Consider the following 24,105-nt stretch of genomic DNA (forward strand, 5'->3'; position numbering starts at 1 on the left):
TGCCTTATGGGCAAATAGGCGCCTTGGCACGCTGGCGATTTTTGATCAATTCAAATTCGGGAAAGCCTGGTGCAGCACGGCCGGGTCCTTGAGCAGCGCGGCGGCGCTGGCGATGTCCGGCGCCAGCCAGCGGTCCTGGTCGTAGGCCGGCACATGCTCGCGCAGCAGTTTCCAGGCAACGTCAGTGCCGCGCCCAAACCGCTGCGCCTTGAGAAACTCAAAAGCCTGGGCGGCCAGCAGGTATTCGATGGCAAGGATCTGCGTGCAGTTTTCCAGCGCCCGGTGCAGCTTCAGGGCGGCGTTGGTGCCCATGCTCAGGTGATCTTCCTGCAAGCCCGAGGTGACGAAGTTGTCGAGCACCGCCGGCTGGGCCAATTGGCGATTTTCCGCACACAGCGACGCGGCGACGTATTGCACGATCATCATCCCTGAGTTCACCCCGGGGTTGGCCACCAGAAACGCCGGCAGGCCGCTGACATGAGGATTGATCAAGCGGTCGAGCCGGCGTTCGGCGATGGAGCCGATTTCGGCCATGGCAATCGCCAGCAGGTCCGCCGCCAAGGCCACCGACTGACCGTGGGGGTTGGCCTGGGACATGACCCGGAAGCTCTCCGGCGTGCCCAGCAACAGCGGGTTATCGGTGGTGGCGTTGAGTTCGGTTTCGATCTGTTGCCGGGCGTGCGCCAGTTGGTCGCGCGCGGCACCGTGGACCTGAGGAATCGAACGGATGCTCAACGCATCCTGGGTGCGAATGCCCAGGCTCGAAGCGATGACTTCGCTGCCGTCCAGCAGTGCCCGCAAGTTGACGCCGACCTGTTGCATGCCGGGGTGCGGCTTGAGGGCGATGATCTGGGCATCGAACGCCGCGATCTGCCCGCGCTGGGCCTCGAAGCTCATGGCACCGATCACGTCGGCCCATTGCAGCAACCGCGTCGCATCGGCCAGGGCCAGGCAACTGAGGCCGGTCATGCACGGCGTGCCGTTGACCAGGCACAAACCATCCTTGGCCCCCAGCTGCACCGGTTGCAAGCCCTCTGCGGCCAGGGCCTGTTGCGCCGGGACTATTTGCCCGCGATAGCTGACATTGCCAACCCCCAACAACGCGATGCTGATATGGGCCATGTGGGTCAGGTAACCCACCGACCCCTGGGATGGCACCTGCGGGGTGATGCCGTGATTGAGCAGCGCCAGCAGGGCTTCGACCACTCGGCGATGAATGCCGGACTTGCCCTGGCTGTAGTTGAGGATGGCCGCGCAGAGAATCGCCCGGGTCTGTTCATCGGCCAGCGGCGCGCCGACGCCACAGGCATGGCTGAGCAGGGTGTTGCGCGACAGTTGGCTGAGCTGTTCGTCCTTGAGCGAGACATTGCACAAGGCGCCCAGGCCGGTGTTGACGCCATAGGCGCGCTCGCCGCTCTCGACGATGCGCTGGACGATGGCCTGGGCATTGTCGATCCGCGCCCAGGCCTCGGCCGACAGCTCCAGAGGCGCACCGCAGCGTGCGACGGCGACCACATCCTGCCAACGCAATGGAGCATCGGCGATAACGATTTTTTCAGCCTGGGACATCTTCAACCTCATGCTTATAACCTGGACATTGATGCAGCTTTACCGGCGCCATCGCGAGCAGGCTCGCTCCCACAGGGATTTGCTTTGGACACAAAATGAGTGAACAAAAGAGATCCCATTGTGGGAGCGAGCCTGCTCGCGAAGAGGCCAGTCCAGTCACCCAAAAAACCTCAAACCACCGCAGCCCTGCGCTGCACAAACCGATCAACATACTCATCCGCCGGCGAGTGCAGGATCTCCCGGGGCGTGCCGACCTGGATCAGCTTGCCATCCTTGAGAATCGCGATGCGGTTGCCGATGCGCACGGCTTCGTCGAGGTCGTGGGTGATGAACACGATGGTCTTGTGCAGGGTCTTCTGCAGCTCCAGCAACTGGTCCTGCATTTCGGCGCGGATCAGCGGATCGAGAGCGCTGAAGGCTTCGTCCATCAAAATGATGTCGGTGTCCGCCGCCAAGGCACGAGCCAGGCCCACACGCTGGCGCATGCCGCCGGAAAGCTGATGCGGATACTTGTTCTCGTAGCCCTTGAGGCCCACGGTATTGATCCAGTGCAGCGCCCGCTCAGTGCAGACCTGCTTGCTCTCGCCGCGCACTTTCAAGCCGTAGGCGACATTGTCCAGCACGCTCTTGTGGGGCAGCAGGCCGAAGCTCTGGAACACCATGCTGATCTTGTGCCGGCGAAATTCGCGCAGGGCGTCCATGTCCAGTTGCAGGATGTCTTCGCCGTCCACCAGGATCGCGCCACTGGTAGGGTCGATCAGCCGGTTGAAGTGCCGCACCAGGGTGGACTTGCCGGAGCCGGACAGGCCCATGATCACGAAGATCTCGCCAGTGTCGATGCTCAACGACAGGTCGTTCACACCGACCACGCAACCGGTTTCGGCCAGGACCTGGTCCTTGGTCTTGTTCTGGCGGATCAGTTCCAGGGCATCCTTGGAACGATTGCCGAAAATCTTGAAGACGTTTTTGACTTCGATCTTGCTGATGACTGCGTTGCTCATTTGCTCACCTCATGCCGAGGGCGACCATAGGCCTGGGTAATGCGGTCGATGACCACGGCGAGAATCACGATCGCCAGCCCCGCTTCGAGGCCGCGCCCGACGTTGAGCGTCTGGATGCCCACCAGAACATCTTCGCCCAGGCCACGGGCGCCGATCATCGAAGCGATGACGACCATCGACAGCGCCATCATGGTGGTCTGGTTGATCCCGGCCATGATGCTTGGCAGGGCCAGGGGCAGTTGTACGCCGAACAGCTGTTGCCAGCGGTTGGCGCCGAACGCATTGATGGCTTCCATCACTTCACCGTCCACCTGGCGAATGCCCAGGTCGGTCAGGCGAATCAACGGTGGCGCGGCGTAGATCACCGTGGCGAAAATCGCCGGGACCTTGCCCAGGCCAAACAGCATCAATACCGGAATCAGGTACACGAAGCTCGGCATGGTTTGCATGATGTCCAGCAACGGCATCAGCACCGAACGCAGGCGATTGCTGCGCGCCGAGAGAATGCCCAACGGAATGCCGATCAACACCGAAATAAATGTCGCCACCAGCATCAGGGCGAGGGTCTGCATCAGTTTGTCCCACAGGCCCACCGCGCCCACCAGAAACAGCAGGCCAACAATCACCGCCGTGGTCACGACCTTGCGAGTGGCGTGCCAGGTAATGCCGCCGACGATAGCCAGCATTAACCACCAGGGGGCCATGCGCAGCAGGCCTTCAAGGTTGACGATGGCCCATAGCATGGTGTCGGAGATATGCCGGAACACATCACCGTAGTTGGTCACCAGGGAGTCGACCCAACCGTTGACCCAGTTGGCGATGGAGAAGGTAAAGCTTTCGGGAAACATAAGAGACTCTCGATCAAATGGATGCGGTGAACGTCCCGACCAGCCCTTCGGTGGGCCGGGAAGTACTCGACCTACAGAGCCGCGTCGATTTTCCTGGCAGCGTCTTCGCTTACCCAGGCGTGCCAGACTTCAGGATGTTCCTTCAGGAAGATCTTCGCCAGTTTCGGCGACTCGATCCGCTCTTTGGCCATGCGGCCGAGGTTCTGGTTCAGGATGTCGATAGGCAGGTTGACCTTTTCCAGCACCGCCACCAGTTCAGGCGCTTCGTCGTGGAAGGTCTTGGACAGGCCCACCTTGATGCTCACGCTTTTGTCCACGCCCGGTTTTTCTTCCAGTTTCACCAGGTCTACCTGGCCCATGAGCGGGGTAGGCGACCAGTAGTAGAACAGGATCGGCTCGCCGCGCTTGTAGCTCGACAGCACCGCCGCATCCAGGGCCGGACCGGTGCCCGGACGGAAGTTGGTGTAGGTTTTTTCCAGGCCATAGCTTTTGAGCATTTCGCTGTTGTCCAGCTCACAGGTCCAGCCGGCCGGGCAGTTGTAGAAGCGACCCTTGGACGGCTCTTCCTGGTCCTTGAACACAGCGGCGTACTGGCCCAGGTCAGCGATGTTCTTCAGGCCCGGCGCCTTGGGTTCGAGCTTGCGCTTGGCGTCGCCCTCGATCACATAACGCGGCACGTACCAGCCTTCGATAGCACCCACCACCGGAGCACCGACGCCGACGACCTTGCCAGCCTTCTCGGCCTTGTTCCAGACTTCACTGCGACCTACCCATTCTTCGGCGAACACCTGGATGTCGTTGCTGCTCAAGGCGTTTTCCATGGTGATCGAGTTGCCCGGGAGACTGTCGACCTTGCAGCCGTAGCCTTTTTCCAGCACCACTTGCATGACGTCGGTCAGCAACATGCCGCTTTCCCAGTTCAGGCCGGCGAACTTCACCGGTTTACCCGACTCGCACCAACCCGCCGCTTGCGTGGCGCCGGCGCTGGCCAGCAGGCCCATGCAAAGCAATGTGGTCAGCAGGGTCTTGTTCGATTTCATTATGTGACGCTCCTACTCATTGAGTTTGGTCATTGAAATGGCTTACGGCAGTCAAGAGGCATCCAGCCCTTTCCACGTCCAATCAGGCCTGCGCCGCAGCGCGACCAGCCCCGCTTGTTATAGGGTCTACAACGCCGGTTGGCTCAACCGGCAGAATCAGTTGATCGGGTACCGTGCCGTGCCATTTTTTCGCACACGCGTAATACAGGGCTGCGGGAAGCACCAGACCGATGATCCAGGAAATATCCACACCACCCATGGCTTCCACCAGCGGACCGGTATAGAACTTGGTGGCGATGAACGGCAGTTGAACCAGTACACCGAAGACATAGACGCTGATGCCGAGGGCGTTCCAGCGACCATAGCGACCGTTCGGGTCGGCCAGTGCCGGCACGTCATAGCGCTCGCGAGTGATGCAGTAGTAGTCCACCAGGTTGATCGCGCTCCAAGGCGTAAAGAATGCCAGCAAGAACAGGATGAAGGACTTGAACGCACCGAGGAACGAGTGCTGACCGAGCAGCGCGATCAGGGTCGCAGCGCCGACGATGACCAGTACGAAGACCAGACGCTGCAAGCGCGTTACGTTCAGGTGACCACGGAAACCGCTGATGATGGTCGCAATGCACATGAAGCTGCCGTAGGAGTTCAGCGTGGAGATGGTGACCTTGCCGAACGCGATGCTGAAGTACAGCAGCGCAGCGGTGGCACCGGTACCACCCAGGCCAACAATGTAGGCCACTTCATGACCGGCAAACTGCCCATTGGCCGAGGCGGCGGCAAACACGCCGAGGATCATCGCCACCTGTGCGCCGATGACTGAACCGGCGCCTGCGGCAAAAAAGGTTTTCACCGAGGAAGTCTTGCTCGGCAAGTAACGCGAATAGTCAGCCACGTAGGGGCCGAAAGCGATCTGCCAGGATGCCGCGAGCGACACCGCAAGCAGAAAGCTGCTCCAGCTGAAATGGCGGATCTGCAGGAGTGCGCCGACGTCTGTCTGGCTGATCAGGCGAGCGAACAGGTAGACAAAGGCAATCACACCAATAACGCTGGCGACACGTCCAATGAAGTGAATCACCCGATAACCGAGCACCGTGACCAGCACGATGACACTGGCGAAAATGAGGATGCCGACACTGTCGCTGACGCCAAACAGCTGGCCCAGCGCCTGGCCGGAGAGCACGGTTCCCGTTGCGGTGAAACCCAGGTACATCAGGCACACCAACACGATCGGGATGGCCGCGCCATAAACACCAAACTGCACCCGGCTGGAGATCATCTGCGGCAGGCCGAGCTTGGGTCCTTGCGCGGCATGCAACGCCATGACGCCACCGCCGAGCAGTTGGCCAATCAGCAAACCGATCAACGACCAGAACACATCACCGCCCAGCACCACCGCCAATGCACCGGTGACAATTGCAGTGATTTGCAGATTGGCACCCATCCAGAGGGTGAACTGGCTCAACAATCGACCATGTCTCTCCGTTTCCGGGATGTAGTCGATCGAACGTTTCTCGATCAACGACTTGCTGCTTGCGCGTGTGCGGGTGACGGCCATGGTTCAACCTCTGTGGATTGTTCTGATTACTGGATAACGGCCCTGGTCCCTGTAGGAGCTGCCGAGTGCAACGAGACTGCGATCTTTCCCCTGACACTTGAATCTCAAGCGAAAGACCAAGATCAAGATCAAGATCAAAAGATCGCAGGCTTCGCCAGCTCCTACCCGGTGATCATCGGCAGGTTCAGCCCTTGCTCCTTGGCGCAATCGATAGCGATCTGGTAACCGGCATCGGCATGACGCATCACGCCAGTGCCTGGGTCGTTGTGCAGCACGCGGGCAATTCGCTCGGCCGCTTCGTCGGTGCCGTCGCAGACAATCACCATGCCCGAATGCTGCGAGAAGCCCATGCCGACGCCGCCGCCGTGGTGCAGCGAAACCCAGGTCGCGCCGCTGGCGGTGTTGAGCAAGGCGTTGAGCAACGGCCAGTCAGACACGGCATCGGAGCCATCCTGCATGGCTTCGGTTTCGCGGTTGGGGCTGGCCACGGAACCGGAGTCCAGGTGATCGCGGCCGATCACGATTGGGGCCGACAATTCGCCGCTGCGCACCATCTCGTTGAACGCCAGGCCCAACTTGGCACGCTGGCCCAGGCCGACCCAGCAGATACGCGCCGGCAGCCCCTGGAAGCTGATGCGCTCGCGGGCCATGTCCAGCCAGTTGTGCAGATGCGCGTCGTCGGGAATCAGTTCCTTGACCTTGGCGTCGGTCTTGTAAATGTCCTGCGGGTCACCCGACAGTGCGGCCCAACGGAACGGACCGATGCCACGGCAAAACAGCGGACGGATATACGCCGGCACGAACCCTGGGAAATCGAAGGCATTTTCGACGCCCTCTTCCTGGGCCATCTGACGGATGTTGTTGCCGTAGTCGAAGGTCGGCACGCCCATTTTCTGGAAAGCCAGCATGGCTTTGACGTGGACGGCCATCGATTGCTTGGCGGCCTTCACCACAGCAGCGGGCTCAGACTTGGCGCGGGCACGGTATTCGTCCCAGGTCCAGCCGGCCGGCAGGTAGCCGTTGAGGGGATCGTGGGCACTGGTCTGGTCGGTGACCATGTCCGGGCGCACACCACGACGGACCATTTCCGGCAGGATTTCGGCGGCGTTGCCACAGAGCGCGATGGAGATCGCCTTGCCTTCTGCGGTGTATTTCTCGATGCGGGCCAGGGCGTCGTCCAGGTCAGTGGCCTGTTCGTCGACATAACGCGTCTTGAGGCGGAAATCGATGCTCACCTGCTGGCATTCGATGTTCAGCGAGCAGGCGCCCGCCAGCGTCGCGGCCAACGGCTGCGCACCGCCCATGCCGCCCAGACCGGCGGTCAGGACCCAGCGCCCCTTGAGGTTTGCGTCGTAATGCTGACGACCGGCCTCGACGAAGGTTTCATAGGTGCCCTGGACGATGCCCTGGCTGCCGATGTAGATCCAGCTGCCGGCGGTCATCTGGCCGTACATGGCCAGACCCTTGGCGTCCAGTTCATTGAAGTGTTCCCAACTGGCCCAGTGCGGCACCAGGTTGGAGTTGGCGATCAACACGCGAGGAGCGTTGCTGTGAGTCTTGAACACGCCCACCGGCTTGCCGGATTGCACCAGCAGGGTTTCGTCGTCATTGAGGTTGGTCAGGCTTTCGACGATCTTGTCGTAGCACTCCCAATTGCGCGCCGCACGGCCGATGCCACCGTAAACCACCAGCTCCTTGGGGTTCTCGGCCACTTCCGGGTCGAGGTTGTTCATCAACATCCGCAGCGGCGCTTCGGTCAGCCAGCTCTTGGCGGTCAGGGTGTTACCGCGTGGGGCACGGATTTCAACGTCACGGTATTTTTCAGGTTTGCGGGTAGCGTCGGTCACAGCAAAAACTCCTCAGCGATCAATCCAGACCAGCCCAGGCAATGGGCGCGATTTCTATCAACGTTGCGCTGAGCGGCGGCGACTCATACGCATACGTCTTTACTTGTATGTACAAGCATATGCAATCAAGCGGCCAACTTGTTGAAGGCGCCCTTGAGGAAAACTGTGAGTGTGGCCGTAGGGCCCGTATCAGAAGGGTTCCAGCGGAAAATGAAATTTCTGAAGAGGTTTTTCTGGAGCTGGAAGGAAGGGCAATAAAGCATGGCGTTGCGCCAGGCTGGGGCATTCGGTAACAAGTTGGTGCGCGTAGAAGGAACAACGAACACGCTTTTTGTGGCGAGGGAGCTTGCTCCCGCTGGGCTGCGCAGCAGTCCCAAAAAACAGGGCCGCTGCGCGCCCCAGCGGGAGCAAGCTCCCTCGCCACAAAAGCTCTCACGCCGCGAATTAGTGAGCGGACAGCTCGATCACGCAGCACTGGCCAACGGTTGAGATCTCCAGCAATCCGGTGTTACCGCTCAGTTGCAGGCAGTCATAAAGCCCCAGTGCCTCGACAGCCGTATCAATCTTGACCCTCAGCGTCGGAGCCGCACTGAACACCAACACCGTCCCCGCCTCGCTGAAAAACCGCTGCTGGCCGCCCATCCACTGCAACCGTGCGCGGTAACGCTTTGGCGCGTAGATCAGGTTGAAGTCGCGAATCGCTCCGCCCAGCAAGGTGCACGTCACATGACTTTCGCCACTGAATGCAAAGGGATCCAGAGGGTGCAAAGACCGCGTGGCCTGACCATCGACCGTCAGCGTCATGCCGTCGCCCTGCAACACGCTGATGATTCGCTCGTACCCGGCAAAGGTCGAAAAGCCGCCCGACTCACCGATATCGGCGATCGACAGGCGCCAACCGAAACCGTCCAGGCCGGAGCCTGAATCCCGGGTAATTTCTTCGGTGCTGCCGCCGCCGTTTTTCCACGGCATGCGTGGATAATCCGCAGCGCGCAGAACGTTCATCTGCTTGATCATTTATGAAAGCGTCCTTCCAGACGATGACGGGAACCGGGGTGAATCAGGCGCGCGGCGGTCACCGGCTGGCGCCCCGACCAAGTGCGGCGGCGGATCAACAGGCACGGTTCGCCCCGCTCGATCTGCAGCAACTTGCACTCGCTCGGCTCAGCAAGAATCGCCTCAACCACATGCTCGCCTTCGGTCAGCGGCGCGACCTGGTTCAGGTAGGCGTAGGGCGTTTGCAGGGTGAAGTCCTGCTTGAGGTAGTCCGGCGCCACCAGGGCATTGACGAAACGGTCCTCGATTTGCACGGGGATGTCGTTCTCGAAATGCACGATCAACGAGTGGAACACCTTCTGGCCTTCGCGCATGTCCAACGCCAGGGCGCGCTCGGAACCGGCGGCCTCTTCCTCCAGCGTGATGACCTTGCACGTATGGCGATGGCCTCGGGACGCAATCTCGTCGGCAATGTTATGCACTTCGAACAACGCCGACTGGCTCTTGGGCTCGGCCACGAACGTGCCGACGCCTTGCATGCGCACCAACAGGCCGTCGGCGGTCATCTCACGCAGGGCGCGGTTGATGGTCATGCGGCTGAAACCCAGTTGGTTGACCAGTTCGCTTTCCGACGGCACGCGGTAATGCGGTGGCCAGTTTCCACTGTCGATCTGCTGGGTGATCATCTGTTTGACGCGGGCGTACAAGGGCGCCGGACTGTCGCCCATGTTTGCGGCCAGCGGCGGTTTGGCAGGCGGAGTCGGCACGGCGGTTCCTTGTTCTGCAAAAGAAGGGTGCTAGCTTGCCGGAGTTTACCGGGCAGGCAAACGTCTGTATATGTATATACAAATTACGCACAATGAGGTTGAACCATGTCCGCCTTCTTTGCCGAACGCGCACTGCTGCCTGATGGATGGGCCCATAATGTACGTCTTGAAGTCGACGCCAGCGGCGTCTTGACTCATATCCAGGCCGACTCCCAGGCAGACGGCGCCGAACGGCTGGGCGGGCCACTGTTGCCGGGGATGCCGAACCTGCACTCCCACGCTTTCCAGCGGGCCATGGCCGGGTTGGCGGAAGTGGCGGGCAATCCCAATGACAGTTTCTGGACCTGGCGTGACCTGATGTACCGCCTCGTCGGAAAAATCAGCCCCGATCAGCTCGGCATCATCGCCCGACAGCTGTACATCGAAATGCTCAAGGCCGGTTACACCTCAGTCGCCGAATTCCATTATGTGCACCACAACATCGACGGCATGCCTTACGCTGACCCGGCGGAACTGGCCCTGCGCATCAGCCAGGCTGCCAGCGCCGCCGGTATCGGCCTGACCCTGCTGCCGGTGCTCTACAGCCATTCCGGTTTCGGCGGCCAGGCCCCCAATGACGGACAACGTCGATTCATCAACAGCACCGAAAACTACTTGAAACTTCAGTCACGCCTGCAGCCGATTCTGGCCGGACAACCGGCCCAGGCGCTGGGTTTGTGTTTCCACTCCCTGCGCGCCGTGACGCCCGGGCAAATCCAGGAAGTGCTCGCCGCCAGCGACCGCCATTGCCCGGTGCACATACACATTGCCGAGCAGCAAAAGGAAGTCGACGACTGCCTGAGCTGGAGTGGCGCCCGTCCGCTGCAATGGCTGTACGAAAACACCGAGGTGGATCAGCGCTGGTGCCTGGTCCACGCCACCCACGCCAATGCTCACGAAGTCAGCCTCATGGCTAGAAGCCGGGCGATCGCCGGTCTGTGCCTGACCACCGAAGCCAACCTGGGCGACGGGATTTTCCCTGCCGTGGATTTCCTCGCCCAGGGCGGGCGCCTGGGAATCGGTTCCGACAGCCATGTGTCGTTGAGCGTGGTGGAAGAGCTGCGTTGGCTGGAATACGGCCAGCGCCTGCGAGACCAGCGGCGCAACCGCTTGTATCGGGCGGATCAACCGATGGTCGGGCGCACCTTGTTCGATGCTGCGCTGGAAGGTGGAGCCCAGGCTTTGGGACAACCGGTCGGCGCCCTCGAAGTCGGCAAGCGCGCCGACTGGCTGGTGCTCGATGGCAACGACCCTTACCTGGCCACCGCCAACGGCGACGGGATTCTCAATCGCTGGCTGTTTGCCGGCGGGGATCGTCAGGTGCGAGATGTGATGGTTGGCGGGCAATGGGTGGTGCGGGATGGCAGCCATGCCGAAGAAGAACAAAGCGCCCGAGCGTTCACTCAAGTCTTGCGCGAACTGTTGGGTTGACCACAAAAACCTGTGGGAGCGAGCCTGCTCGCGATGGCGGTCTACCAGTCAACATCTGCGTTGAATGTGACGACCTCATCGCGAGCAGGCTCGCTCCCACATTTGATCCCGGTGACTATCAATCCGAAGTCTTGGCCATCTGCCGATCCGACGCACGCCAGATCAACCGAGTCGTGTCGTAACCCTGCTGGCGCGCCTTGCTCAGCAGTTCTTCGCGCACAACGCCATTGACCGTCGGGGTTCGGGACAGCAACCACATGTAACGACGGCTCGGGTCACCGACGATGGCGGTCTTGTAATCATCGCTGACATACAGGACCCAGTATTGCCCCTTCGCCACACCCGGCACGATCCGCGAAAACCAGTTATCGAATTCGACCCAGAGCTTGTCGGTCTTGCCCGGCACTTGAGGCGTTGCAGTGCCCCTGGCTTCTTCCCACTGCCAGTCCGAGGTCAGGCAGCGGTTGAACACATCCACATTGCCGTCAGGCTCGAGGGTGTAGTGGGCTTCGGATTGCGCGCAGTTGCGCTGGAAGTACATCGGTAGACGGGCCAACTCGTACCAGGTCCCTTGGTAACGCTTGAGGTCGACGCTGTTGACAGTCTTTGGCGCCAACGGGTCTTCGCCAGAAGTGGCACAGCCAGCCAATACCAGGCCGGCAAAAAGCACTAACAATAACCGCATCATTATTTTTCTCCCGCGGGCCGCTGGCCCCGGTTTACTTCAGGCCTTGGCCGGAAAACATCAACACTTTGTCACCGGCGTACTGCACGCTGATAAAGCTTTTCTGATCACCCCAGGTGCAACTGGACATGCCGAGCGCGCCCGAACAATCGGTCGGTTTCCCCAGTAACGTTTCGACTTCGGCCTTGGGCATGCCGGCAGACAGTTTCGAATAGTTTTCCTGGTTGACCTTGCTGCATGCCGTCAACAAGACGCACAAGGACAACAGGGCGATAGATCGCAGCGACATGGTGTAACTCCTGGAACGGAAGGGGGTGGCAGGGTGCCAACCAGAACCTTAGAAGAGAAAACCCCTATCTGGTTCCCTGACAGACCCAGTATTTGTTGGGCTTTGGGCAGGTGTTTCATGGATGAATCAATCAGTTTGTGACGCCGTCGTGTATTTCGTCGGGATTAGCCTGCGCACGCCTGATTCAAAGCGCTTTGGAGCCGATAAAAAGAGCAGCGCGATGCCAGGTGTTATGGCAAATTGGCGCCCCTTCCTGACCAGCTCCTCTGCGGTAGCGTTCTTAATGACCAAAAACATGAAATTCAGCCACAAAATCCTGCTGGCTGCTGCGCTTGTGGTAGCCACTGCATTCGCCTGCTTCATCCTGTTCAACGATTACCGTCAGCGCCAGGGCCTGCATGCCAGCACCGAGACCTCCATGCAGGCGCTCGGCAGCCTGACCAGCCGTAACATTCAAACCTGGGTCGAAGGCCGCACCCAATTGCTGCAATCGCTGGCCCAGCAGATTGCGGTGGATGGCAGCAATGCCGACAGCCTCAAACGCGCCGTGGGTCTACCGGCCTACACCGGCAACTTCCAGCTCAGCTATTTCGGCGGCACTGACGGCGTGATGTTCTCGGTGCCGGCCGGCAATCGTGCGGCCGACTACGATCCCCGCGCCCGTGGCTGGTACAAGGCCGCCAACAGCGCGCAACAAACCATCGTCACCGAACCCTACATCGCCGCCTCGTCGGGCAAACTGGTGATTACCGTTGCCACCCCAGTACAGCATCAGAACCAGATGATCGGCGTAGCCGGTGCGGACATCGACCTGTCGAGCGTCAGCGCCATCATCAACTCGTTGAACTTCGGCGGCCACGGCCATGCGTTCATCGTCAGCGCCGACGGCAAGATCCTCATCCACCCTGACAGCAAGCGCGTGCTCAAAACCCTGGCTGAGGCCTACCCTAACGGCGCACTGCAAGTCAGCCCAGGCATGAAGGAAGTCGAACTCGACGGCAAGGCCCAATACATCTCCTTCACGCGGGTCAACGGCGTGCCGGGGGCCGACTGGTACGTGGCGCTGGTGCTCGACAAGGACACTGCCCTGGCGATGCTCAGCGAGTTCCGTACGTCAGCGCTGATCGCCATGGTCATTGCCGTAGTGTTCATCATCGCCCTGCTGGGCATGCTGATCCGCGTGCTGATGCAACCGCTGCTGACCATGGGCCGCGCTATGCATGACATCGCCGAAGGCGAAGGCGACCTGACCCGCCGCCTGACCATCCATGGCCAGGACGAATTCGGCGCCTTGGGCACCTCGTTCAACCGTTTCGTGGAGCGCATCCACACGTCGATCCGCGAAGTGGCCTCGGCCACCGGTCTGGTCAACGAAGTCGCGCTGCGCGTGGTCAGCGCGTCCAACTCGTCGATGGTCAACTCCGACCAGCAGGCTTCGCGCACCAGCAGCGTGGCCGCGGCGATCAACCAGCTCGGTGCCGCCGCCCAGGAAATCGCCCAGAACGCCGCCCTAGCCTCGCAACATTCCAGCGATGCCCGCAGCCTGGCCGAAGACGGTCAAGAAGTGGTGGATAAGACCATCACCGCCATGCAGCAGTTGTCCGCCAAGATCAGCGATTCGTGCGGCAACATCGAAACCCTGAACAGCAACACGGTGAACATCGGCCAGATCCTTGAGGTGATCACCAGCATTTCCCAACAGACCAATCTGCTCGCTCTGAACGCCGCCATCGAAGCCGCCCGGGCCGGTGAAGCCGGGCGCGGCTTCGCGGTGGTGGCCGATGAAGTGCGCAACCTGGCTCATCGCACCCAGGATTCGGCGCAGCAGGTGCAGAAGATGATCGAAGAACTGCAAGTCGGCGCCCGGGAAGCGGTCCTGACCATGACCGACAGCCAGCGCCAGAGCGAAAGTAGCGTCGGCATCGCCAACCAGGCCGGCGAACGCCTGGGCAGCGTGACTCAGCGCATCGGTGAAATCGACGGCATGAACCAGTCCGTGGCCACCGCCACCGAAGAACAGACCGCCGTGGTGGAATCAATCAACGTCGACATCACCGAAATCAACACGCTGAACCAGGAAGGCGTGGAAAACCTGCAAGCCACATTGCGGGCCTGTGCCGACCTTGAACAGCAGGCGGCGCGGTTGAAACAGTTGGTGGGCAGTTTCCGGATATAGCACCAGGGCGAGCCCTATCGCAGGCTCGCTCCCACACCGATCTCTGTCGGATACAAAATCCGGGGGCACTGGAGATCAACTGTGGGAGCGAGCCTGCTCGCGATAGCGGTAGGCGCCGCAGCGCAAAATTAGAACCGCGACCCAGGCCTGTTCAAAAACTCGATTTCATCAGCCGTGGACTCACGCCCCAACACCGCATTGCGATGGGGAAAGCGCCCAAACCGCGCAATGATCTTCTGATGCCGCTCGGCGTAATCCAGGTTGTCTTCGAACACCGCCCGATCCGCCTCGGGCTGCTCGCGGGTCAGCTCGATGAAACGGGAAACCGCTTCATTCTGCACCGCCAGGTTTTCACAATGTTCGAGCACCAGGTAGATGAACACCCGCTGGATCGGTTCGAGTTGCCGGTCAAAACCCGCCGCCATGCCTTGGGCTACCAGCGCTTGGGCACGCAGGTCACCGGAAAAAGCCTTGGGAGTGTCGCGAAAGATCATTCGCGGGAGCTGATCAAGCAACAGCACCAGGGCCAGCCAGCCTTCGGGGCGTTGCGCCCAATCGGTCAATTCGCCGGCCAGTGCCTGCTCGACCTGATCGCCAAAGCGCTCGTGCGCCTGGCGATCATGGCGCTTGCCAAACCATAGCTTGCCTTTGTCAGCGGCTATTTCGTCCGGCGATTTGGCTGAGCCAAACCACCAATCGAGCAACGACTGCCAGGGCTGGGCCATGATTTATTCCTTGTGGTAGGCGGTCGCGCGGGCGACTTCTTCCTTCGAACCCAGGAACACCGCCACACGCTGGTGCAGGCCTTCAGGCTGGATGTCGAGAATACGCTGGTGACCGTCAGTGGAAGCACCACCGGCCTGCTCCACCAGGAACGACATCGGGTTGGCTTCGTACATCAGGCGCAGTTTGCCCGGCTTGGACGGCTCGCGGCTGTCGCGCGGGTACATGAACAGACCGCCGCGGGTCAGGATGCGGTGCACGTCCGCGACCATCGCGGCGACCCAGCGCATGTTGTAATTCTTCTTCAGCGGACCTTCTTCACCGGCCAGCAATTCGCCAACGTAGCGTTGTACCGGGGCTTCCCAGTGTCGCTGGTTGGACATGTTGATGGCGAATTCCTGGGTGGTTTCCGGAATGGTGATGTCTTCGTGGGTCAGTACGAAGCTGCCCATCTCACGGTCCAGAGTGAAACCTTTGACGCCGTCGCCCAGGGTCAGCACCAGCATGGTCTGCGGGCCATAGATGGCATAGCCAGCGGCTACCTGTTCGGTGCCTGGCTGCAGGAACGCCTTTTCATTCAAGGCTTCGTTCTGGCTCAGGTACTCGTTCGGGCAACGCAGTACCGAGAAGATGGTGCCCACCGGCGCGTTGATATCGATGTTCGACGAACCGTCCAGTGGGTCGAACACCAACAGGTAGGCACCCTTGGGGTATTTGCCCGGGATCTGGTAAGCGTTGTCCATTTCCTCGGACGCCATGCCGGCCAGGTGACCGCCCCATTCGTTGGCTTCGAGCAGGATTTCGTTAGAGAGCACGTCGAGCTTCTTCTGCACTTCGCCCTGCACGTTTTCGGTGCCCATACTGCCCAGGACACCACCCAGGGCGCCTTTGGATACGGCGTGGCTGATTTCCTTGCACGCACGCGCCACCACTTCGATCAAAAAGCGCAGATCGGCAGGGGTGTTGTTGCTGCGGGTCTGCTCAATCAAATAGCGACTCAAGGTAACGCGGGACATGGACGGCTCCGAAGAATAGGGGGCGGAAAAACCTGCGCAGTTTAGCGCGAGTCGGGACTTAATTCCTCCTATGAGACGGGTTATAGGGGATTGAGTTCATATCCGGCCCTGGCAACCCCTGTAGGAGCTGCCGAGCGAAGCGAGGCTGCGATCTTTTGATCTTGATCTTTCATTCCCGATTCAAGTGTCTGGGACAAGATCGCAGCCTCGTTGCACTCGACAGCTCCTACGGGGATTTGACCGGCGGCTTGCGCAGCAAGCTGAAGGCCATCGCCGCGAGGACCAGTACGCTGATCAGCAACACCGCCCACAAGCCGATTTTCTTCCAGTTGGTTTCGACAGTGGGTGTTGCGGCAGCCGGCGCCGAGGTCGCAACACCATTCGCCTTCGCCGTACCCAGCGTCGCCAGGCGTGACGGCTTGTAGTCGGGTACCAGCGTGGCCATTGGCAGGCTGGCCGCTTTCACCGTCGCATTGCCCAGTGCCAGGCTGTAGGGGCCCTCGCCCCGCGCCAGGAACACCACCTGGGTCGGGCGCACGGCAAAACGCAAGGCCGGCGCTTCGGCACCGAGGCCGCCGCCCCGTTCGTCCACCGTCAGCCTCAATTGCTGCACGGTCTGCCCCGACAGTTGCAATTGGTTTTGCAGTACATCCTGGCCGTTCTGGGTCAGGCGATAGAGCAAACCGCTGTTCAGTGTTTGCCACGGCTGGCTGCTTTCACGCCGTCCGGCCAGGGTCACCGGCGCCAGGCTGTTGGCCTGGCTCAGTTCGACCTGCACCTGCTCGATATTCAGCCCCATGGGCAACTGCCAGGTGTATTGCCCAGCCTTCGTGGTGCTGCCGGCCAATGGCTGCGACCAGGCCAACGGCAACGGCAGGCTTTCGCGACTGCCGCTCTGCAACTGGACCGAGGTCAACACCGGCGCCGATGACGGCGATTCCCATAACAACCGCAGATAACGCGCCGGTTGTCCCGGCAAGCTGACCTCATGCTGCTCCACCCGCTCATCAGCAAAGGTCAGCCGCGCCACTTGGCCTTCGCCCCACGCCTGCCAGTGTTGCAAGTCGTCACTGGCTTCGATGGTGAAGCGCTGGAAGCCGTCGCGCTCGCTGGTCCAGTCAAGGATCAACTGCTGCAAGGGCGCCTTGATCGCACTGGCATCCAGCAGCCAACCGCGCAACTCCTCCTCCCCCGCTTCGAGCCGGCTGGACGGCTGCACCTGCACCAGCGTGCCGTTGGCGCTCGATTGCACCCGTACGCTGGGCGCGCGCTCGTTGTCATCAGCGGCGTTGTACAACGGGAACCACTTCACGTCGGTGGTGCGGTTTTCCCGGCTCCGGGCAGTCTCGCGAACAAGGGCATAGGCCTGGGCCTGCCCGGCGGCGTTGAACACCCGCAGGTCGCTCAGGTCGGTCTGCCGCGCTTGCAACTGAATCTCCAGAGGCAACGCCAGGCGATACCACGGCCCCTCGCCGCTCAAAGCCAATGGCACCTGATGGGCGAAATCCGCTGGTTGTTCCTGGGCCGTCACCGACAAGGCCAGCCACAACCCCGCCACGCCCAGCCCGATCCGACTCAACTTGCGACTCAAGACGACACTCCCTCACTGACAGGTATTGGCGGCTCGGTCCGCGAGCCCCCTTCCGGGCGTTTTGGCGGCAGCGGCGCGAAGTAGCCCACTACCAACAGCAATACACCCACGCCGATAAACGACACGATCCGCGCCAGACCGCCACGGTTACTCAATTCGACAAAGAACAGTTTGGCCACCACCACGGCGATCAACGCTGCACCGATCAGCCACACCTCACGACGATGGCGCAGATGTCCGCCGATCATCAGGCCCAAGGCAATCAGGGTCCAGACGATGGACAGCCCGGCCTGCACAAACATGGATTCGAGCAACGCCTCCGGCTCAAACGGCACTCCGATCCAATGGTGGGCACTGCGCATCACCACGGCGGTGAAGAACGCGAACAGCGACACGCCGGCGATCAACTGGGCGAGGTGTCCGGCATGACCCCATCGGATTGCCTGTTGCGCTACCGTGCTGCGAGCCCATGCGTAGACGCCAAACAAGGCGAACAGCAAGCCCAGCTCCAGCGGGTTGAGCAGTGGCACATAGGGCAACGGTTCGGCGCTGCCGTCGCTGAAAGTGTTGGCCAGCCAGAACCAGCCCAGCATCAACAGCGCCAGGGGCGCCGCCGCGTACACGCGATATTCGCGAGGGTAAGCCGAGACCGGCCATGGCCAGGTGCGTGGCGCGGCCATCAGCACCAGGTACAGGCTCGGCAGAATCGCCCAACCCAGCCAGCGCCAGGCGTTGTACTGCTCGGACAACAGCAGCAGGGCATAGCGCAGCTCCAGCGCCAGTATGCCGATGAGCAGCCAGCAACCGAGCACATGGGCGGTGCTGCACGCCCGGGCCGGCAGCATCGGCGCCAGGCGTTTCAGGGAAAGGAAATGCACGGCGAACACAGCCAACCAGGCCAGCCAGCCAAAATCCGCCGCCGGGTGATAACGGCTGTGCCCGGTCGCGACCAGCACGCAGCCCGCCGCCAGAATCAGCAAGGTACATAGCAACCCCATCACCGGCCATTTCAAACGCAGCGCCAGCAATGTCCACAGCGCCACACTGATTGCCGCGACGATCAGCAACAAATGACCTTGCAGGTTCTGCGGAGCAAAGCGCAGCACTTCGCTGACCCACGCCAGCGCCCACCAGCCTGCGCCCCAGACCAGCAGCAACTCGGACAAACGCTGCAAGCTCAAGGCCTGGAATACCGCCGAAGGATGGCCCCGCTGCAATCGCCATGCGCCCACCAGCGCCGCCAACCCCAGCACCAGCGGCGTCCAGAACCCGCTGTGAGCCAGGGGCCGCAGATCCTCGGCACTCAGCGGCCCGAGCAGCGCCGCCCCGGCGGCAAGGAACGCCGCGCCACCGATCAACTGCAACAGCAGGCCAAACACAAAACTCACGCGCTGCTTCAGGTACAGGCTCAGCCAGATGATCAACAGGCCACTGGCCGCCCATACACCGCTCGCCGTTTGCCAGGGCAGGACGAAGAGCACGGCGAGGTTGATCAGCACCAACCCCGCCAGCAGCACCACCGACAACCCGCGCAGCAATCGGACATCGTTGCGCACCATGTCATCGCGCGCCGCCAGCAGCATGCCGCCAATCAGCGCCAAGCCAATCAGGGAGGCGCTGAGCAAACCGCTCCAGCCAGCGCTGAACACGGCGGTCGAATCCCCTTCGGCCCCCTGCAAACGCAACAGGAACAGCGCGCCGCCCAGCAGTTGCACCGCGAACGCGGTAAACAGGAAGCTGCGTGATTGCAGGCGCAGGCCCGCGAACAGCGTGGCCAGACCGGCCAAAGCCCAGGCGATGGCGGTGCCGTGAGTGAAGAAGAACAGCGGCGCCAGCAGATAGAGAAAACTCAACCCCAGCACAGCCAGCACCGGCAGGCCGTGGCGCTCCCAACGGGTGGTGTGCTCAGGCGCGGTCTTGCGCAATTGGTAGAAACTGAACAGCAAGGCGCCACCCAGCATCAACGCGCCCAGCGGTGCGCCATCGATCAGGCTGCTGTCGCCCTGACGCAACTCGCTGACAAAGGCCAGTGCCGAGCCCAGTTGCAGCAGCAAGGCAAAAGCCCGTGCCAATGGCCGCTGCTGACGAAGGCCCAGCCAGAAAATCCCCGCCCCTTCCACGGCCCATGCCGCCGCAGTCCACCGGGCGTCGAGGCCCAGGGGAATCGCCAGGCTGGCAAAAATCACCCCCAGAGCGAGGCAGGTTTCGGCCAACAGGACGGCGCGACCCCCCATCAATACCCGCGCCAGCCCCATGTAGATCATGCCCAGGGCCAAGGCGCTGAACGCAGCGGCGAACTCTAGATGCTGCACCAGCGCGAACTGCAAACCGAACCCCACCAGCGGCGGGCCGAACAGCAGGGTGCCGTCCACGTAGTCGCCCTTGCGCACCGACCAGCGCAACAGCGCATCGCGGCTTTCGTGCTCGGGGCCATCGCCCATTTCCAGCAGCTTGCGTCGGGTGAACAACAAGCCGATCGCCAGGTACATCAGGAAGAAAACAATCAGGAACGGCTCGGTGCTCCAGAGCAGTTCTGGCCCATAAGAGCGCAAGCCCCAGGCGAAACCGATGCCAAAGGTGCCGACAAAACCAATCAGGTTGAGCAGACGCCAGGCCTTGAACCAGGCAATCGCCAGGATGCCGGCATTGAGCAGGATGAAGTAGCTGAACAGCGCGATGTGGTTGCCGCTGCCGGTGGACGTCAGGATCGGCGCGGCAAACCCGCCCAACGCCGCCACCGCAGCAAGGCCGAGGGCATTCTGGGTCACCGCCAAAATCGCCGAGAACACCGTGACCGCCACCAGCAAGCCCAAGGCTGCTTTGGAGTCGAGCAGCGGATGCAGGCGCATGGCGGCGAACACGGTCAGGTACAGCACCGCGATCCCGGTGCCCTGCAACATCAGCGCGTAGTTGCTGTTGCGTTGGCGCAGCCACCAGCCCAGGCCCAGCAGGCCTACCGCACTGGACGCGACGCTGGCGTAACGCAACTCGATGGGCACGACCATGCCTTCAGTGGCATAGCGCAGCAGAAACGCCAGGCCGAGGAACAACAGCACCACGCCGACCCGCAGCACGGTATTACCGCCAAACAGCCAGTTACGCCCGCCCGCCACGGCACGCTCGAGCAGATTCGGACCAAGAGGGGCAACTGGTTCCGATTGAACGGGTTTGGGGGCGACCGGCGCAGGCCTCCATACGTCGTCGGGCAACGGCTGGCCGGCTTGTGCGGTCATCGCCGGAAGGACTTCAAGGTCCGGCGGCAGTTCCCAGACCAGCTCCGGCTCAGGTTGGATTTCGGATTCTGGTGCCTGGGCCACGACGATCTCGGGCGATGGCGCAGGTTCGCTCGAGGCTGCGACAGTGCTGAGCTCAAGCGCGATCAGCCGCTGCTCCAGTGCGCTCAAGGCGCGCTGGGCCGTTTGCAACTGGTTCTGCTGTTCGGCGGCGTGAGCACCGAGGCGACGCAGACCAATCCCCTGAGCGATGCCAAGGCCTAGCAACGCGCCTATCAGCGCATCGGCGAACGACTCATCCACCACCCAGCCGAGTGCCAGGCCTAACAGCGTCAAGATCCATTGCATGGTCGATATCCCTAAGCGGCCCTTTGCTGACGTAACCGGGGTGATGCGGTGTCTGCTTCAGTCTAGAGGAATCACACAAACCTTGTGGGAGCGAGCCTGCTCGCGATAGCGGTCCGTCAGCTACAGACATTTGGCTGACACACCGTTATCGCGAGCAGGCTCGCTCCCACAATGGATTGCTGGCGCTTGCAGTACTGAACCCGGCCACACAGCCCGGCGAAACTGGCGCTTAGTATATCGGCCAAGCCCAACCACCGTTGGGCTTCGCTCACATTTCCTGCAACTGCTACTCCAAGGCTTTCCAGATGTCGGTGGCGTATTCACGGATGGTCCGGTCGGAGGAAAACCAGCCCATGCGCGCGGTGTTGAGCACCGCCGAACGCCACCATTGCTGGGCGTCGTGCCAGCGCTCCTCGACCCTGGCCTGGGCATCCCAGTAAGCGTCGAAGTCGGCGCAGACCAGAAAGCGATCGTAATCCACCAGTGAGTCGACAAGCCCGGTGTAACGCATCGGATCGTCAGGCGAAAACACCCCGCCGCGAATGGCCTGCAACACATCGTTGAGGCGATGAGACGCGGCAATGTCCGGCGCGGCGCTGAACTCGCCGTTCTGCTTGCGAGCCTCCACCTGCTCGGCCGTCAGGCCGAAGATGAACATGTGCTCACCGCCCACGCGCTCATGCATCTCCACGTTGGCGCCGTCCATGGTGCCGATGGTCAGCGCGCCGTTAAGACCGAACTTCATGTTACTGGTGCCTGACGCCTCAAAACCGGCCGTGGAAATCTGCTCGGAAAGGTCCGCCGCCGGGATGATGCTTTCGGCCAGGCTGACGTTGTAGTTGGGCAGGAACACCACTTTGAGCAGGCCGCGCACGGTCGGGTCGTTGTTCACCACCCGGGCAATATCGTTGGTCAGCTTGATGATCAACTTGGCCTGGTGATAGCTGGCGGCGGCCTTGCCCGCGAAAATTTTCACCCGCGGCACCCAGTCCACTTCCGGTTCGGCGCGGATTGCCTGGTACAGCGCCACGGTGTGCATCAGGTTGAGCAACTGGCGCTTGTATTCATGGATCCGCTTGACCTGCACGTCGAACATCGCCGCCGGGTTCACGGCAATACCCAACCGTTCGTGAATCAGGTGCGCCAAGGCCTTTTTGCTGTGCAGGCGCTGTTCGGCGAACTGTTTGCGGAACGCCGGTTGATCAGCGAACGGCTCCAGCTCGACCAGCCGCTCCTCGGGGTTGTCGAGCACGCTCGGCCCCAGGGCATCGACCATCATCGAGGTCAATTCAGCGTTGGCCTGGAACAACCAGCGGCGGAAAGTGATGCCGTTGGTCTTGTTGTTGATCCGTTCGGGGTAGAGCGTGTGCAGCTCGGAAAACACCGTGTTGCGCATCAATTGCGTGTGCAACGCCGATACGCCGTTGACACTGTGGGAACCGAGGAACGCGAGGTTGCCCATGCGCACCCGGCGACCATTGTCTTCCTCAATCAATGACACCGCGCGCAGCACGTCGAAATCGTGCACGCCCTTGGACCGCAGAGAATCGATGTGTTGGGCATTGATCAGGTAGATGATCTGCATGTGCCGCGGCAACATGCGTTCCATCAGCCCCACCGGCCAGGTTTCCAGGGCTTCGGGCAACAGCGTGTGGTTGGTGTAGGAGAGCGTGTCCTGGGTGATCTGCCAGGCGGCGTCCCAGGCCACGTCGTAGACGTCCACCAATTGACGCATCAATTCGGCCACGGCGATGGACGGGTGGGTGTCGTTGAGCTGGATCGCCGCGTGATCACCCAAGGTCAACACCGAGGTGTGCATGTTGCGATGACGGCGCAACAAATCCTGCAACGAGGCGGCCACAAAGAAATACTCCTGGCGCAGACGCAGTTCTTGGCCCGCCTCGGTGCTGTCGGCCGGGTATAGCACGCGGGAGATACTTTCGGCCCGGGCCACTTCCGCCACAGCGCCCAAATGGTCGCCGGCATTGAAGCGTTCCAGGTGCAGCTCTTCCATGGCGCGGGCGCGCCAGAGACGCAGGGTGTTGACGCTGGCACCGCGCCAACCCACCACGGGCGTGTCATAGGCGATGGCTCGCACGGTTTCGCCTGGGGACCAGATTTGCTTGGTATTGCCGGAGGCGTCGGTCACGGTCTCGACGCTGCCGCCGAAGCCGATCGGGTAGACCACTTCAGGCCGCTCGAACTCCCAGGGGTTGCCGAAATCCAGCCAGTGTTCGGTTTGCTCCTGCTGCCAGCCATCGACGATCGCCTGTCGAAACAGGCCGTGCTCGTAACGAATGCCGTAGCCATGGCCGGCAATGCCCAGGGTGGACATGCTTTCCATGAAACAGGCCGCCAATCGGCCGAGGCCGCCGTTGCCCAACGCCGCATCGGGTTCGAGCAGCCGAATGCGCTCCAGATCCACGCCCAGTTCGGTCAGGGCTTCGCGGGCGGTGTCCAGCAGGCCGAGGTTGCTCAGGCTGTCATAGAGCAAGCGACCGATGAGAAATTCCAGGGAAAGGTAATAGACGCGCTTCTGGCCCTTGCGGTAGATCTGTCGCGTGTGGTCCATCCAGTGCTCGACCATATGGTCGCGGGCGGCCAGGGCAATGGCTTCGAACCAGTCGTGATCAAACGCATGATCCGGGTCCTTGCCAACGGCGTAAGTGAGTTTGGTCAACACGGCATCGCGAAATGCAGCCACTTCGGCTTCGCGAACAAGTGGTTCTTGAGTCATTGGTGAGACCTCGAACGAGCATGAAATTGTCTGAGCCTAGACGGTCTGACAGGCGCTACAGGCGCAGGTTCGTTGGTTTTTCCGTGGTGCCGGAGAATCGCCGCCAGGGAATTGCCATATGAGCGAATGAATGCAGGGGCCGTGCCGGTCCAGGAAAAGTTTTGCCAGGCTCGAAAAAAAACCGGCAGATGGTCGTTCAAAATTTCACCAGTCC

The 24,105-nt window shown here is 61.5% G+C and carries 17 protein-coding genes; 2 read left to right on the forward strand and 15 right to left on the reverse strand.

What is annotated here, in order from left to right:
- Positions 1–45 precede the first annotated feature (45 nt).
- From hutH to hutC, 8 genes are all read right to left on the reverse strand, one after another.
- Positions 46–1,569, reverse strand: a complete 1,524-nt coding sequence (gene hutH, locus MA884_RS05500; protein ID WP_256229491.1) for a histidine ammonia-lyase — start codon at positions 1,567–1,569, stop codon at positions 46–48.
- 170 nt (positions 1,570–1,739) lie between these two features.
- Positions 1,740–2,570 (reverse strand): glycine betaine/L-proline ABC transporter ATP-binding protein, encoded by an 831-nt coding sequence (locus tag MA884_RS05505; protein WP_256229435.1) that lies wholly within the window; start codon positions 2,568–2,570, stop codon positions 1,740–1,742.
- On the reverse strand, positions 2,567–3,418 hold the full coding sequence (locus tag MA884_RS05510) for a proline/glycine betaine ABC transporter permease (RefSeq protein ID WP_256229436.1): 852 nt from the start codon (positions 3,416–3,418) through the stop codon (positions 2,567–2,569). The genes MA884_RS05505 and MA884_RS05510 overlap by 4 nt, the downstream gene beginning before the upstream one ends.
- A gap of 71 nt (positions 3,419–3,489) precedes the next feature.
- Positions 3,490–4,458 (reverse strand): ABC transporter substrate-binding protein, encoded by a 969-nt coding sequence (locus MA884_RS05515; RefSeq protein WP_256229437.1) that lies wholly within the window; start codon positions 4,456–4,458, stop codon positions 3,490–3,492.
- A gap of 82 nt (positions 4,459–4,540) precedes the next feature.
- Complete coding sequence (locus tag MA884_RS05520; protein ID WP_256229438.1) at positions 4,541–6,013, reverse strand: cytosine permease; 1,473 nt, start codon at positions 6,011–6,013, stop codon at positions 4,541–4,543.
- A 161-nt stretch (positions 6,014–6,174) separates the two neighbouring features.
- Entirely contained in the window at positions 6,175–7,860 is a 1,686-nt protein-coding gene (gene hutU / locus MA884_RS05525) for a urocanate hydratase (RefSeq protein WP_256229439.1), read from the reverse strand.
- A gap of 444 nt (positions 7,861–8,304) precedes the next feature.
- Positions 8,305–8,877, reverse strand: coding sequence for a HutD family protein (locus tag MA884_RS05530; RefSeq protein ID WP_305518459.1), 573 nt, complete (start codon positions 8,875–8,877; stop codon positions 8,305–8,307).
- Positions 8,874–9,584, reverse strand: coding sequence for a histidine utilization repressor (gene hutC / locus MA884_RS05535; protein ID WP_256229493.1), 711 nt, complete (start codon positions 9,582–9,584; stop codon positions 8,874–8,876). Before hutC ends, MA884_RS05530 begins: the two co-directional genes overlap by 4 nt.
- Before the next feature lie 144 nt (positions 9,585–9,728).
- On the opposite strand from hutC, the gene MA884_RS05540 reads away from it, so the two are divergent.
- On the forward strand, positions 9,729–11,093 hold the full coding sequence (locus tag MA884_RS05540) for a formimidoylglutamate deiminase (RefSeq protein WP_256229441.1): 1,365 nt from the start codon (positions 9,729–9,731) through the stop codon (positions 11,091–11,093).
- Between the two features lie 118 nt (positions 11,094–11,211).
- Here the strand turns inward: MA884_RS05540 and MA884_RS05545 are convergent, their stop codons facing one another.
- Together MA884_RS05545 and MA884_RS05550 are read right to left on the reverse strand one after the other, a co-directional pair.
- On the reverse strand, positions 11,212–11,781 hold the full coding sequence (locus tag MA884_RS05545) for a lipocalin family protein (RefSeq protein ID WP_186658416.1): 570 nt from the start codon (positions 11,779–11,781) through the stop codon (positions 11,212–11,214).
- 31 nt (positions 11,782–11,812) lie between these two features.
- Entirely contained in the window at positions 11,813–12,067 is a 255-nt protein-coding gene (locus MA884_RS05550; protein ID WP_025211369.1) for a hypothetical protein, read from the reverse strand.
- A 283-nt stretch (positions 12,068–12,350) separates the two neighbouring features.
- Here MA884_RS05550 and MA884_RS05555 point away from each other — a divergent pair, with 283 nt between their 5' ends.
- Entirely contained in the window at positions 12,351–14,243 is a 1,893-nt protein-coding gene (locus MA884_RS05555; RefSeq protein WP_256229442.1) for a methyl-accepting chemotaxis protein, read from the forward strand.
- A 128-nt stretch (positions 14,244–14,371) separates the two neighbouring features.
- Here the strand turns inward: MA884_RS05555 and MA884_RS05560 are convergent, their stop codons facing one another.
- The 5 genes from MA884_RS05560 to MA884_RS05580 all read right to left on the reverse strand — a co-directional run bounded on the left by MA884_RS05560 (position 14,372) and on the right by MA884_RS05580 (position 23,891).
- Entirely contained in the window at positions 14,372–14,968 is a 597-nt protein-coding gene (locus MA884_RS05560; RefSeq protein WP_256229443.1) for a DUF924 family protein, read from the reverse strand.
- 3 nt (positions 14,969–14,971) lie between these two features.
- The gene (locus MA884_RS05565; protein ID WP_047226923.1) at positions 14,972–15,982 is read right to left on the reverse strand and encodes a class 1 fructose-bisphosphatase; all 1,011 of its coding nucleotides are present in this window, start codon (positions 15,980–15,982) and stop codon (positions 14,972–14,974) included.
- A 226-nt stretch (positions 15,983–16,208) separates the two neighbouring features.
- On the reverse strand, positions 16,209–17,573 hold the full coding sequence (locus tag MA884_RS05570; RefSeq protein WP_256229444.1) for a DUF3999 domain-containing protein: 1,365 nt from the start codon (positions 17,571–17,573) through the stop codon (positions 16,209–16,211).
- Positions 17,570–21,154 (reverse strand): DUF2339 domain-containing protein, encoded by a 3,585-nt coding sequence (locus MA884_RS05575; protein WP_256229445.1) that lies wholly within the window; start codon positions 21,152–21,154, stop codon positions 17,570–17,572. The genes MA884_RS05570 and MA884_RS05575 overlap by 4 nt, the downstream gene beginning before the upstream one ends.
- Positions 21,155–21,440: 286 nt before the next feature.
- A complete protein-coding gene (locus MA884_RS05580) occupies positions 21,441–23,891 on the reverse strand; it encodes a glycogen/starch/alpha-glucan phosphorylase (protein ID WP_256229446.1) in 2,451 nt (816 codons plus the stop codon).
- Positions 23,892–24,105 lie beyond the last annotated feature (214 nt).

Origin of the sequence: Pseudomonas sp. Q11 (genome assembly GCF_024494355.1) — a bacterium.
Taxonomy (GTDB): Bacteria; Pseudomonadota; Gammaproteobacteria; order Pseudomonadales; family Pseudomonadaceae; genus Aquipseudomonas; species Aquipseudomonas hefeiensis.